Consider the following 12,674-nt stretch of genomic DNA (forward strand, 5'->3'; position numbering starts at 1 on the left):
GAATTAGTGCCCCGACGCCGTGGCCGACGAGGTCTCGGTCCGCGGCGCGGCGCTGAGGTACTCGCCGACCTGCTGCACGATGCGGGTCATCTCGTACGCCGCCATTCCCGCGTCGACCTTGTCCGAGGTCAGCACGGCCAGTTGGGCCCGCTGACCCGCGTTGGTCACGAAGAGAAACGCGTTGTCCATCTCGATCACGGTCTGTCGGACGTGGCCGCCCTGGAACCGCAGCGAGGCGCCGCGCGAGAGGCTCTGGAGACCGGAGGCGACGGCCGAGAGGTGCTCGGCGTCGTCCCTGTTCAGCGCCGAGGAACGGGCGAGGGGCAGCCCGTCCTGGGACAGCACGATGGCGTGGTGGACCTCGGGCACGCCGGCCACCAGGTTGTCCAGAAGCCAGCCCAGGTGAGCGCTGGCGTGGGTCTGGTCGGTCATCGCTGTTCCTTCCTCACAGGGCCCGCATCGGTGTGGTGGCCGGCGGGGCGCTCCTGCGGGTCATGTCCTTCGGCAGGGGGTGCGGGCTGGGGGAACCGGGCGCGCTTGTTGCCCGACTGGATGGCGGCCATGGTGGCGCCTGCCCGCCCCGGGGAGAGCGGACGGGCACGGTCCTCGTCGTCCGCCCCCGGACGCAGGTGCGCCTCCGCGCGGAGCTGGTCGGCCAACCGCTCGCCCCGGACACGCACGGGTAGCTTCAACGGCGTCCCCGACCCGGCTCCAGGCCCGGGGGTCGCGTCGATGGTCCTGGGCGCCTCGGCGCCGGGGTTCGTGACGTCGGAATGTGCACGTGGCATATCTTCCGCCGTGTCGACGGCCTTGTCGACCGGCACCCCGCTCGGGGGGGTCCCCCGGGTGGGCAGGCCGCTTCCGCTGTGGCCGGGGCCGACCAGGGAGGGGGCGGGGCCACCGGTCGGGCGGCCCTCGCGGGCCGCGGGCGGTGGGGTGGGGCGCTCCGGCGGGCCGGCGCGGTGGGGCGTGGGCGGATTCGGGGGTGTGCTGGGCGTGTTGGGCAACAGTCCGGCGCCTCCGTACGCGGGGTATCCGCTGTCGTCGTAGACGGTGGGCGGATGGGGCAGTGCCTCCGTTTCGACTTCGTGCGGCTCGACCACGGGGGGAGTCGTCGTCTGCTGCGGCGCCACCGCCTGGTCGCCGGCGAAGGCGTGGTGGCCCTCGCCACCCGCCGCCACGCGCACCTCGGACGCGGGCGGCGTCTCGGAGGAGTCGACGCCCACCAGGTCGGGCTCGGAGCGCTCGGCGCCGAGTGCGGGCGCCTGGTGCGCGGAGCCGAGTGCGGGGGCCTGGCGTTCCGAGCCGAGTGCGGGGGCGGGTTCGAGGCCGCTGCCGATGGACCGGCCGCCGGCCAGCGCGTCGAACTCCGACGGCTGCCGCGGGTCGAACTCCGGGGCGCTCTCCCACCGCTCCCGCTCGGGCTCCGGCTCCGCGGACGCGCGGGCCGCCTCGCCCATGATCCCGGAGAGGATGGAGGAGCCCTCCTCCAGCAGCTCGTTGGGGAGCAGCACCACGGCGAGCGTGCCGCCGTAGGGGGAGGAGCGCAGCACGACCTCCAGGCCGTGGCGCTTGGCGAGCCTGGCGACCACGAAGAGGCCGAGGCGCGGTGCCTCGCCCAGGGTCATCATGTCGAGCTTGGGCGGGTCGGCCAGCAGGTTGTTCAGCCGGGTGTACTCGGCCTCGGACATGCCCAGGCCGCGGTCGATGATCTCGACGGCGAGCCGGCCCCTGGCGACGGTCTGGGCGCTGACCGACACCTTGGTGTCGGGCGGGGAGAACGAGGTGCCGTTCTCGATGAGTTCGGCGAGCAGGTGGACGACGTCGGCGACGGCGCGGCCGGTCAGCGCGACGCGGGGCGCGGGGGGCGCCTCGACGCGGCTGTAGTCCTCGGTCTCGGAGATCGCGCTGCGCATCACCTCGTAGATCGGCACCGGCTCGCCCCAGCGGCGGCCGGGCATGGCGCCGCCGAGGATCAGCAGGTTCTCGGTGTGGCGGCGGACGCGGGTGGCCAGGTGGTCGACGGCGAAGATGTCCTTCAGCAGCCGGGAGTCCTGGTGTTCGCGCTCCAGCTGGTCCAGCTTGGGGATGATCCGGTTGATGAGGATCTGGGTGCGGCGGGCGAGGCCGAGGAAGACGGTCTCGGAGCCCTCACGGCCCCTGGCCTGCTGGATGATGGTCTCGATGACCTGCTGCCGCTGGCGGCGCAGCGCCTGGTCGAGTCGGCCGACCTCGTCGTCCCCGCAGGGACCGTCGTCCGGTGCGGCCGGCACCTCCAACTGCCCGTCGTGGCCCATGCGTTCGACCATCCGCGGCAGCGTGACGTCCGAGACCTCGTCGGCCGAGGCGCGCAGCGCGGTGAGCCGGTTGATGAGCGATCGGGTCGCGCGCAGCGTCAGCAGCACGGCGCCGACGAGCACGGCGAGCGCCAGCACGGTGCCGAGGGCGGCGCCGATCAGCATCCGGGTGGACCGGTCGGAGGCGTCGGACGCGGCCGAGGCGAAGGTGTCGTCGCTGAGCGTCCGCAGCTCGTTGTTCACGGCGTCGGCGGCCTCGCGCCAGGTGGTGGCGTTGCCGGGCAGCGCGTTGGCGCCGTCCTGGCCCGGCGCCTCGACGGCGATCAGCTCGGCGAACTGGGCGGTCTCGACGAGGCTTTCGTAGGCGTCGGCCTGTTCCTGCGGCAGGTCGCCGATGTCCAGGGCGGTGCGGGTCTGGCTCTGGAGCGCCAGCGCCTGGGCGTGCGCCTGGCGCACGGCCTCCTGGTCGGCGCCGTCCTCGGCCGCCGTGTACAGCAGCGCGTCCTGGCGGGAGAACGCCTCGGCCAGCTCCAGGAGGTCGGTCGCGGCGATGGCCCGGTGGCTCAGGGAGGCGTCGGACATCCGGTGCGCGGCGTCGAGCAGCGCGATGGCCTCGGTGACGGTTCCGGTGAGGATCCGGTGGGCCTCGGCGCCCGTCAACTCGCCGTCGTCGGCGGCGGAGCGGCGCTGGTCCAGCTCGCCGAGCGAGCCGTCGAGCCGGCCGGCCCAGCCGCGCAGGGTGGAGCTGCCGGACTCCAACTCGGAACGCGCGCCACGAAAACGTTCTACGGCCGCGTCCGTCGCGGCGCGGGCCTCGTCCACGGTGTCGAGCGAGGCGGAGTCGTCGTCGGCCAACCAGGCGGCGGTCGCGCGGCGTTCGCTCTGGAGGCAGGCGATCAGTTCACGGGTCGGTTCCCCGACCGATTCGGCGCGATCCGCGTCGGAACCGAGCGTGAGACTGTCCCCGACCAGAGAACTCCCCGCCCAGCCCCACAGTCCGGTGAGCGTGAGCGCGGCGATGAGGACCGGCAGAACCAGCGATATCCGGAGAGATCCACGCGAAGTCCTGGGATCACTGCGTCGGTCGCGTATGCCTGACATCTGATTCCTCGGGGGCGGCGGAACGATGATAGCGATAGGGGACACCCGTCGCGGGGATGCGTGCAATGTCCGGTTGCTACAGTGGAAATGTCGTTTTCGCAGCGTAACGCCACGTCAACTAACGTCCAACCCGGTGCACCGTACCAGGTCACGCCGAACTCGTTCGGCGATGGCCCGTTGACATCGAACGACACCCATCCGCTCTGTCACGCACCGCACTTGGTTCGACAACAAGCCGGAACCGGAACGCTTCGCCCGCCCCTCTGCCCTCCCTTCACCTGTCCCGTGAAGCTTCACAACAACGCCATCAACCGTGGAGTGTAGAGCGACTCGGAAGATCCGACCCCGGCCACCAGGTCGAAGTAGATCGACGTCAACTCCTCGTCCTGCCGTATCGCGCGCAGCAACGACAGCCGCTCCTCGTGGACTTCGAGCCGCGCCACTCCTAGCGTCGCCTCGAAACCGCTCGTCAGCGTCGCGTCGCGGTCGGCCGCGTAGGCGTCCAGCGCGCTCGACAGCCGCACGGGGTCCCGGAGTTGGTCGCCGATGTTCCGCGCCAGGGACTCGGCCTGGAAGAACGCGTCGCTGATGCCGCGCGCGGTGATCGAGTCCTTGTGGTGGCCCGCGTCCCCGACCAGGGCCCAGCCGGGGCCGGTGGCGGCGCGGAAGAAGTTCTGCTGGTCGCCCGTGCCGCGCAACCTCTCCACCTGCTGTTTTCCCGTGAGCCTGGCGAAGAGCTCGGGGGCCGTCGACCTGATCTGCTCCGTGTAGGCGGCCTCCGCGTCGCGCCGCACCTCGTCGAAACGTTCCTGCGGGAAATAGGTGAGCACCAGCGTCGCGCCCTCGTTGGTGGGCACGGCAGCGACCCAGGCGCCGGACCCCTCGTAGAGTTCGAGGCAGGCCGGCACATCCTCCCAGTAGGAGTAGTAGGCGCAGGTCAGCGTGGGTTTCCTGGAGGTGAAGGGCGCCTCGACGAGGGCCGCGACCTTCGAGCGCATCCCGTCGGCGCCGACCACCAGCCGCGCCCGTTCGCGGAACGCCCTCCCCCGGTGCGTGCCCGTCACCCCGACCACCCGGCCGTCCTCGTCGCGCAGCAGGTCGGTGACCGTGCAGCGGCCCCGGAACTCGACGCCGGCCTCGACGGCGCCCTCCAGCAGGATCGGGTCGAGCAGGAACCGGCGGGGCGCGTAGCCCGCGCGCTGCCCCTCGACGCCCCGGCCGCTGCCGGCCAGCCGCACGTCGCCGACCTGGTACGTCACCCGGTCCAGCGGCGGACAACCGGAATCCACCACGCGCCCCAGCAGTCCCCAGCGCGCCAGCGCGGCCACTCCCGGCTGGTGGATGAGATGCGTGGAAAGCGTGTCGGACGGGAATTCCGCCCGGTCCAACAGGAGCACCCGGTATCCGGCCCTGGCGAGCAGCATCGCCGTCGGCGAACCGGCGCAGCGCGCGCCGACCACGATGGCGTCGAACGCATCGGACATGTGTGAGCCTCACTGGGAGTCGGCTATTTCGGCCAGGGCGGCCAATTCTCGTTCGTTCGGAACGGTTTCCGGCCGGAACACCGGCGCGGTGATCCGCTTTCAGGAATGACCGGATTCGAAGGTGCCCACCAGCGCGCGGCGGTCGATCTTTCCGTTGGCATTCAACGGGAGATTGTCGAACACGGTGATGCGGCGCGGAATCATATAGGGCGGCAGACGATCCCCGAGTGCCGAATACAGCGGTTCGGGGTCGGTGTCGGCGCCGCTGACGGCCGCCGCCAGTTCCTTCTCGCCGTCCGGTCCCGTCACCGCGACGACCGCCGCGTCCCGCACCCCTTCCTGCTCCCGCAACAGCGCCTCGATCTCGCCGGGTTCGATCCGGTAGCCGCGGATCTTCACCTGCTGGTCGACCCGGCCGAGGTGGACGAGCAGCCCGTCCTGGCGTCCGACCCGGTCCCCCGTGCGGTACCAGTGGTCCTCCGTCAGCGGCTCCTCGCCGTTGTAGAGGTGCACCGTTCCACCCGCGTCAACCGACAGGAAACGCCCGGCGTTGTTGGCCGGGTCCAGATAGCCGGGGAAGCGCTGCGCGCCGCGCACGCACAACTCGCCGTCGTCGGCGGGGCGGCCGTCCTCGTCCAGAAGAAGGAACTCCAACTCGTCGTAGCCGGCGCCGAGCGGCCCGGTGCCGTTGGCCGTGCTCGGCCAGTCGGCCGGGTCGGCCGGCAGCCGGTACTCGGTGCAGGAGACCGTCACCTCGCTCGGCCCGTAGAGGATCTCCAGCGTGCTGTGCGGCGCGGCGGCGGCCCAGGCGCGGGCGGCGGCCAGCGGCAGCGGCTCGCCGCCGAAGACGCTCCAGCGCAGGGTGGGCATCGCCCCCGGCTTGAGGGTGCCGAGCTGCGCGGCGAACGACACCAGCGAGGGCACCGAGAACCAGTGGGTCAGCTCCCTGCCGGCGATGAACTTCACCGGCGACAGCAGCTGGGTGCGCAGCGGCACCACCAGCGTCGCGCCCGAGCCCCAGGCGACGAAGAGGTCGTAGACGGAGCCGTCGAAGGTCAGCTCGAAGGTGCCGGACATCCGGCTGCCGGGGCCGGCCTCGGCGCGCGGCACCACATGGGTGAGGTAGGAGGTCGCGTTGGCGTGGGTGATCGGCACGCCCTTGGGCACGCCGGTGGAGCCGGAGGTGAAGACCAGATAGGCGATGTCCTCGCCGGTCGCGGAGTGGGGCGGCGCGGTGGGGTCGCCCTCGGCGAGGGCGCGCAGCTCGTCGGCGTCGAAGGCGAGGGTGACGACGCCCGGCGTGGCGTCGGCGGACGCCGGGTCGGCGACGGCGAGTTCGACGCCGGCGGCGGCGGCGACCGCCCTGTTGCGGGCCGGCGGCGCCTCCGGGTTGAGCGGCACCAGGGTGGCGCCGACCCGGAGGGCCGCCAGATAGCCGACGTAGGCGGTGACCGAGCGGGCGGCCGACAGCCCGACGGCGCCCGGCGGTCGGCCGCCGTTGACGGCCAACATCCGCACGGCCAGCCCCTCGACCAGCCGGCGCAGCTCGCCGTAGGTGAGCCGCTCGGGCCCCACCTCAAGCGCCGGTTGGTCGGGGTGCCGCTCCGCCGACACGGCGAACCAGTCCCAGAGCGTCGCGCGCCCACTGTTCATGCTGCCTGGGCCTCCAGCACGTGCAGCCAGTTGCGGAAGTCGCCCACGGTGCGCAACCCGGCCAGCTCCTCGGCCTCGACCTCGTAGCCGTGGTCGGAGGCCAGTCGCAGGATGATCCGCACCCGGGCGAGGGAGTCGATGCCCATGTCCGTCAGGAGCGAGCCGTCGGAGTAGTCGGCCGAGGTGCTCCTGGCGTGCTCGCGCAGCACCGTGGTGGCGAGGTCCGAACCGGCGGCCGGGGTCTCGGCCACCCGCTCGCCCGGCCAGTAGCGGCGGGTCTGCCAGGGGTAGGTGGGCAGCGGGACATAGAGGTGGTCGGGGCCGAAGACGCTCTCCCACCGCACGTCGTGGCCGCGCCGGTACTGCTCGGCCGCGGCGGCCAGCGGCAGCGAGGCGACCTCGGGGTCGGCGAGCCGGCCGGGGTCGGTGAGCGCCCGCACCATCGCCTCGCGGCTGTCGGCCATCACGGCCACCCGGAACGGGTGGTGCTCGCGCCGGGTCGCCGCGCTGAAGCAGATGTCGGCGAGCGCGAACTCGGCGCCCCTGCCGCCGGGCGACAGGTAGTCGACATAGGAACGCACCAGGTCCTGGAGCGCGGGGATGGAACGGGCGGAGAGCGTCAGCAGACAGACCTCCTCGTCACCGCCGGCGTGCCGGGGGTCGGCGTGCCGGGAGGTGACCGTCTCTCCCTGACGCACCACGACGTGGGCGTTGAGCGCCGACGATCCCTGACCGCTGACACCGGCGATGGCGGGGCGGCCCGCCCCTGGCAGCTCCTGGAGCCGGGTGGCGAGGGCCAGCGGCAGTCGGTCCCAGGCGACCGTGGGGTTGAGGCGGGAGACGTTGAGGCTGGGCGGCACCTGGCCGTGTTCGAGGGCCAGCACCGTCTTGATGAGCCCGGCGATGCCGCCGGCGGCCTCGGCGTGGCCGATGTTGCTCTTCACCGAGCCCACCAGGCAGGGGCGTTCGGCGGGGCGTCCCTCGCCCAGCACCTCGCCGAGCGCGGTGAGTTCGAGGGGGTCGAGGGCCGGGGAGCCGGCGCCGTGCGCCTCGACGAAGTCCACGTCCGCCGGGCATATGCCGGCGTCCTCGTAGGCCCAGCGCAGCACGTCGCGCTGGCCGTCGAGCGAGGGCGTCAGCACGGAGTCGCTGGTCTGGCCGTCGTTGCCGATGGCGCTGCCGGCGATCACCGCGCGGACCCGGTCGCCGTCGGCTATCGCCTGCCGCAGCGGCTTGAGTACGACCACGCCCACCGCGTCGCTGGGGGCGAAGCCGTCGGCGTCGGCGGAGCCGAACTTGACCCGGCCATCGCTGGAGAGCGAGCCGGCCTGCGTCATCAGCACGCCCTCGTCGGGGCGGAGCAGCAGGTTGACGCCGGCGACGACCGCCAGCCTGGTCTCGCCAGCGCGCAGGCTCATCACGGCGGAGTGCACCGCGGTCAGCGAGGAGGCGCAGGCGGTGTCGTAGACGACGCTCGGTCCGCGCAGGTCGAACTCGTGCGAGAGCCGGGCGGCCAGCAGCGAGCGGTAGTTGTGGAACGCGGAGGGGGTGACCGCGGTCAGGCCGCGCCGGTACTGCTCCTCAAGGAAGTCGGAGCGGGCCGCGCCGACGAAGACGCCGGTGCGGGTGCCGGCGAGGTCGCGGGGCAACTGCCCGGCGTCCTCCAGCGCCTCCCAGGTGGCCATGAGCAGCAGTCGTTGCTGCGGGTCGAGTTCGGTGGCCTCCGCGGTGGAGATCCCGAAGAACTCGGCGTCGAAGTCGGCCATGCCCCGGACGTATCCGGCCCGTCGGGCGCCGACGGTGCCGGGCTCCGCGCGCGGGGAGTAGAGGGCGTCCACGTCGTAGCGGTCGGCGGGGGTGTCGCTGGTCGCGTCCAGGCCGTCGCGCAGCACCTCCCAGAGCTGGTCGGGGTCATCGGCGCCAGGGAGCCGGCAGGCTGTGCCGATCACCGCGACCGCGCGTTCCTCGACCTCCGCTGTCGAACTCTTCACCAGTCAACTCCTTCGTTTCTCTGACGTCCCTGCGGTGGTGCGGTGTTCGTGCGTGGTGCTCGGGTGGTGCGGGGGGTGCCTGACGGTGGCGCGTCGCGGTGCGGGCGCCTACTCCCCGTAGAGAATCCGGGTGTTGTCCTGCCTGTCCGTAGCTGTTCGCTCGCGGGTTGTTCCGCTGCCTGGCCGAACTTGTGCGGGGCCGGACTCGCCGTCCGCCCCGTGCCCCTATCGGTAGGCCACTCCCGTGGTCGGGGGAGTGGTATCGCGCCAACTCCGATACGGGTTGTTCGCTCGTCTGTGGTCAGCTCCGCTCTTCTGAGTGCGTGGTGCCTCGGTCATATGCCTTACGACAGGGCATGGTGCCGCCCACGAGCCGGAAACGCCATCCATGACGGGGAATCAGGCCGCCCCCATTTCGGAGCAACCTTGCCTGGGGGTCCGGCGAGTACGGACGCGCCGATCCGAACAGTTCGGCACGTCTGGAGCGAATCGGGCACCGAACCCGTCCGACCTGCCGGAAATGGCCGGGCCTGAACCTCGGCGGTACCGGCGTGGAGGCTTGCTCTCGGCTGTCTCATGACCTCGTGACTGACGAAGTGACGCGGGCGACGGACACGGCAGACGCACCCTACGCGAAAGTAGGCGATCAACTCACGGTTCTTAACCGGCTCTTTACGGTGATGACACGCACTTGTTCGTTCAGATTCCGGTACACAAGTGACCAGCTGGTGCGTCCCCTGCCTCACCGGACACACCCGCCCTGCGGGGTACCCGCCGGCAGTGACCGCGACACGTTGCCACCCGAAGTCATCGATCCCATCGGAAGATTGTCGTACGACCTAGGGAGTTCCGCCCGTTTCTGACCGGGAATGACGAAAACTGAGCGCGCCAGGATTGAGGAGGTCCGGATCTGGACAAGCTCCGTAGTTGCGCCCTCCTCGGCGGCGTGAGCGAACGGTGAGACAGAGGAGCAAGGTGTGACGAGCGCCGCGTGACAAAAGGCGCCCCAACTCCCCCGGCGGGGCGGCGCACCGGGGTTCGGTTCTGGTTTCATGTGGGCCATGAAGCCCCTGACACCCGATCAAGCCCCCAACGAGGGTGAGCAGCGCAGGCGGCGGTTGCAGCTTCTCGGTCTGAACGACTCCGAGCCCGAGGCAAAGTTTGACCGCATCGCCCGGCTGGCCGGCAGTCTCGCGCAGGCACCCCTTGCCATGGTCAATTTCATCAGCGACGAGCGCCAGATGTTCCGTGGTATGTACACGCCCCCCGTCGCGGCCGACGAGAACGCCGGCCTGGAGAGCGACGGCCGGGGCATAGCCTTCGACCTCAACAACATCCCCGAGATAGCCCGCGAGGCGCCGGTCGACTACGGGTTCTGCCCCCATGTCGTCGCGCAGGGCTCGCAGTTGGCCCTGGACGACGTCTTCGACTACCCCAGGTTCAAGGGCAACCCGCTGGTCAACGAGATGGGCGTGCGCGCCTACCTCGGCACCCCGCTGCTCGACCACACCGGGCAGATCCTCGGCACGGTCTGCGTCGCCGACATGCGTCCCCGCCAGTGGGACTCCCGCCACATGGAGGGGATGCAGAACCTCGCCGAGACCCTTCTCTCCGAGTTCCAGCTGCGGGACAGCCTGCTGACCCAGCAGCAGGAGATGTTCGCCGTCTTCGACGGCGCGCCGTTCCCCATCATGCTGACCCAGGGGCCGAACCACCTGCTGCGTTACGCCAACGCCAAGCAGGGCGCCTCGTTCGGGCGGGTCCAGCAGCTGAGCGCGGGCCGCGAGTCGCTGCCCGGGCTCGACGCCGTCGGTGTCTTCGCGACCATGGACCGGGCGTACCACACCGGTCAGACGGCCAGCCTGGCCGAGGCCAGGATCGCCTCCTACGACGCGACGACCCCGCAGAACTTCACCTTCACCTGCACCCCCGTGCGGCTCTCGCCCAAGGCACCGGTGAGCGGGGTGCTCACCGTCGCGGTGAACATCACCCACCAGACGCCGGCACAGAGCGAGGCCCAGCAGATGGCCGCCGAGTTCACCTCACAGGTGGAGCGGCTCGGTTCCGGGGGCGTCCCCGGCTGGTCGCAGGCCCGCCCGGCGATCTGACGGTCGGGCGGTCCCTTTCCGGCCGCCACGGCGGCCGGAAAGGGGGCGGAGAGGGGCTACTTTCGGCCATTCCTTGGTGATTGACCGTGACGGTTATCGCGCCATCCAGACGGCGCGGTGACCGTTTCACCATCTCTGCGGAGATCTCTCCCGATCCCTCACCCCTTCCGCGCCCCCGCCGCGCACACCCCGTGGAGACAGAACACCCCCTTCTGTCCGGGCCTCCGCCCGACGCCCCGCCACGGCCCGACGAGAACCGGCCGATTCCGCGCCGCGTCCGGCTGACCGGAAACACCGTACGGCGCCCGGCGGTTCAGGCCCGGGGTGCTAGGTGTGTTGTTCGGGCAGGTTGGCGACGTTCGCCCCCCGCCGGGGCGGCTGCGCGCGCAGCGCCAACAGCGCGAGTTCCGCGTAACGGCGGGACGCCGGCCCCGGATCGGGGCCCGCGGCGGCCACCACACCCGCGTGCCCGAACGCCAGCAGGCACAGGTCCCCCCGGTCGACGGAGCGGCGCACGACCCCGGCCGCGCGGGCCCGCGCCAGGATCGCGTCCAGGCGTCCCAGCTCCTCGGCCAACGTCTCCACCTCCGCCAGCGCCCTGTCGGTAACCCCCCGGTCCCGCAGCTGCGTCGCACACATGCGCAGCACCATCCCCCGCACGGCCTCCCACGGGTCGGGGTGCGCCTCCAGCCGTCGCAACACCCCGTGGCACTCGGCGCGTTGATCGGCGCACGCCGCCTCCACCAGGTCCTCCCTCGTCGGAAACCTGCGGTACAGCGTCGCCACCCCCACCCCCGCCCGGCGGGCGACCCGGCTCGCGGGGGCGCGTTCGCCGGACTCCGCGAACACCGCGCGGGCCGCCGCGACGATCCGCCCCCGGTTCCCCTCGGCGTCGGCGCGCAGTCGCGCGCGCGGCGGCTGAGACGCTTCCATGCCGCTTCCTCTCACTTAGCCCCGGAACCCGCCGGTCCGCGGTGCGCCGACGCTACGTTCACCCAGCGTAAGCCGCTCTCTTCCCGCCTGGAGGTCCCACCGTGCTCGCCGCCCGCTACCACCGTCACGGTCCGCCCGAGGTCCTGCGGGTGGAGGAGGTGCCCGAGCCCGAACCCGCCGCCGGCCAGGTGCGGGTGCGGGTCCACGCCACCAGCGTCAACGGCGGCGACCTGCACGCGCGCGCCGGCCGGCTGCGGTGGATGTCACGGCGCCGGCCCCCGTTCGGCACCGGGCTCGACATCTCCGGCGAGGTGGACGCCCTCGGCCCCGGCGTCACGGACCTGGCCGTGGGGCAGCGGGTGTGGGGGGCGCTGCCCCGCTCGGCGGTCTTCGCGCCGGTCGGCGCCGCGGCAGAGGCGACGGTGGTGGAGGCGGCGCGGCTGGGGCCGCTGCCCGAGGGGATCGACCCGGCGCGGGCCGCGGCGCTCCCCGGCGTGGGAACGACCGCCGTCAACGCGCTGCTGACCCGGGGACGGCTGCGCGCCGGGCAGCGGCTGCTGGTGCGCGGCGGCGCGGGCGGGGTCGGCAGCGCGGCGGTCGTACTCGGCCACGCGCTGGGTGCGCATGTCACCGCGCTGGCCGGGGAGTCGACGCTGGAGGCGGTGCGCGCGCTCGGCGCGGACGAGGCGCTGGACTACCGCGAGGCGCGCCCCGCCGAACTGGAACGTTTCGACGTGATCCTGGACACCTCGGGCGCGCCCGGGCTGCCGGGCTGGCACCGCCGGCTGCGCCCGCGCGGCCGGATGGTCACGATCGCGCCGACCCACCCGCGTACCGCCGTGGCGATTCTCCTCTCCACGGTGCACGGCCCCCGCCGGATGCGCTTCTTCAGCGGCGACATCCGCCGCGCCGACCTGGACGCGTTGGCCGCGCACGTGACGCGCGGCGAGCTGCGTCCCGTGGTCGCCTCAACCCACGCCCTGGCCGAGATCGCGGACGCGCACCGGGCGTTGGAACGGGGTGGCGGCGTCGGCAAGCGGGTTGTTGTTGGCGGGGCGACAACTGTTCGCGGCGGCTGAGGCGATTTGTCGGCCTCAGGTGGTTGTT

8 protein-coding genes are annotated in these 12,674 nt (G+C 72.2%); 2 read left to right on the forward strand and 6 right to left on the reverse strand.

Translation table 11 applies throughout. The annotated features are described in order from the left end of the window. Positions 1-3 precede the first annotated feature (3 nt). The 5 genes from FH715_RS02065 to FH715_RS02085 all read right to left on the reverse strand — a co-directional run bounded on the left by FH715_RS02065 (position 4) and on the right by FH715_RS02085 (position 8,526). Positions 4-432 carry a roadblock/LC7 domain-containing protein gene (locus FH715_RS02065; RefSeq protein WP_139640230.1) on the reverse strand — a complete coding sequence of 143 codons (429 nt, stop codon included), beginning with the start codon at positions 430-432 and terminating at the stop codon, positions 4-6. Beyond that, on the reverse strand, positions 429-3,398 hold the full coding sequence (locus FH715_RS02070; protein ID WP_139640231.1) for a sensor histidine kinase: 2,970 nt from the start codon (positions 3,396-3,398) through the stop codon (positions 429-431). Before FH715_RS02070 ends, FH715_RS02065 begins: the two co-directional genes overlap by 4 nt. A 293-nt stretch (positions 3,399-3,691) precedes the next feature. Then, complete coding sequence (locus tag FH715_RS02075) at positions 3,692-4,882, reverse strand: NAD(P)/FAD-dependent oxidoreductase (RefSeq protein WP_139640232.1); 1,191 nt, start codon at positions 4,880-4,882, stop codon at positions 3,692-3,694. A 99-nt stretch (positions 4,883-4,981) separates the two neighbouring features. Continuing rightward, positions 4,982-6,535 carry an AMP-binding protein gene (locus FH715_RS02080; protein WP_139640233.1) on the reverse strand — a complete coding sequence of 518 codons (1,554 nt, stop codon included), beginning with the start codon at positions 6,533-6,535 and terminating at the stop codon, positions 4,982-4,984. Next, positions 6,532-8,526: a type I polyketide synthase gene (locus tag FH715_RS02085; protein ID WP_246108489.1), complete on the reverse strand. Its 1,995-nt coding sequence runs from the start codon at positions 8,524-8,526 to the stop codon at positions 6,532-6,534. Before FH715_RS02085 ends, FH715_RS02080 begins: the two co-directional genes overlap by 4 nt. A 1,061-nt stretch (positions 8,527-9,587) precedes the next feature. On the opposite strand from FH715_RS02085, the gene FH715_RS02090 reads away from it, so the two are divergent. Beyond that, on the forward strand, positions 9,588-10,634 hold the full coding sequence (locus tag FH715_RS02090; RefSeq protein ID WP_139640235.1) for a GAF domain-containing protein: 1,047 nt from the start codon (positions 9,588-9,590) through the stop codon (positions 10,632-10,634). A gap of 327 nt (positions 10,635-10,961) precedes the next feature. On the opposite strand, the gene FH715_RS28720 is transcribed toward FH715_RS02090, so the two are convergent. After that, a complete protein-coding gene (locus FH715_RS28720; protein ID WP_139640236.1) occupies positions 10,962-11,567 on the reverse strand; it encodes a TetR/AcrR family transcriptional regulator in 606 nt (201 codons plus the stop codon). Positions 11,568-11,668: 101 nt separating this feature from the next. Between FH715_RS28720 and FH715_RS02100 the strand changes: the two genes are divergently transcribed. Further along, positions 11,669-12,646 carry an NAD(P)-dependent alcohol dehydrogenase gene (locus FH715_RS02100; protein ID WP_139640237.1) on the forward strand — a complete coding sequence of 326 codons (978 nt, stop codon included), beginning with the start codon at positions 11,669-11,671 and terminating at the stop codon, positions 12,644-12,646. Positions 12,647-12,674 lie beyond the last annotated feature (28 nt).

This window comes from Streptomyces sedi (assembly GCF_006335015.1).
Classification (GTDB): Bacteria; Actinomycetota; Actinomycetes; order Streptomycetales; family Streptomycetaceae; genus Streptomyces; species Streptomyces sedi.

Coding starts and splice junctions, on each gene's coding strand:
- FH715_RS02075 (WP_139640232.1), bottom strand. CDS start 4,882: ATGTCCGATGCGTTCGACGCCATCGTGGTCGGCGCGCGCTGCGCCGGT.
- FH715_RS02070 (WP_139640231.1), bottom strand. CDS start 3,398: ATGTCAGGCATACGCGACCGACGCAGTGATCCCAGGACTTCGCGTGGA.
- FH715_RS28720 (WP_139640236.1), bottom strand. CDS start 11,567: ATGGAAGCGTCTCAGCCGCCGCGCGCGCGACTGCGCGCCGACGCCGAG.
- FH715_RS02065 (WP_139640230.1), bottom strand. CDS start 432: ATGACCGACCAGACCCACGCCAGCGCTCACCTGGGCTGGCTTCTGGAC.
- FH715_RS02090 (WP_139640235.1), top strand. CDS start 9,588: ATGAAGCCCCTGACACCCGATCAAGCCCCCAACGAGGGTGAGCAGCGC.
- FH715_RS02080 (WP_139640233.1), bottom strand. CDS start 6,535: ATGAACAGTGGGCGCGCGACGCTCTGGGACTGGTTCGCCGTGTCGGCG.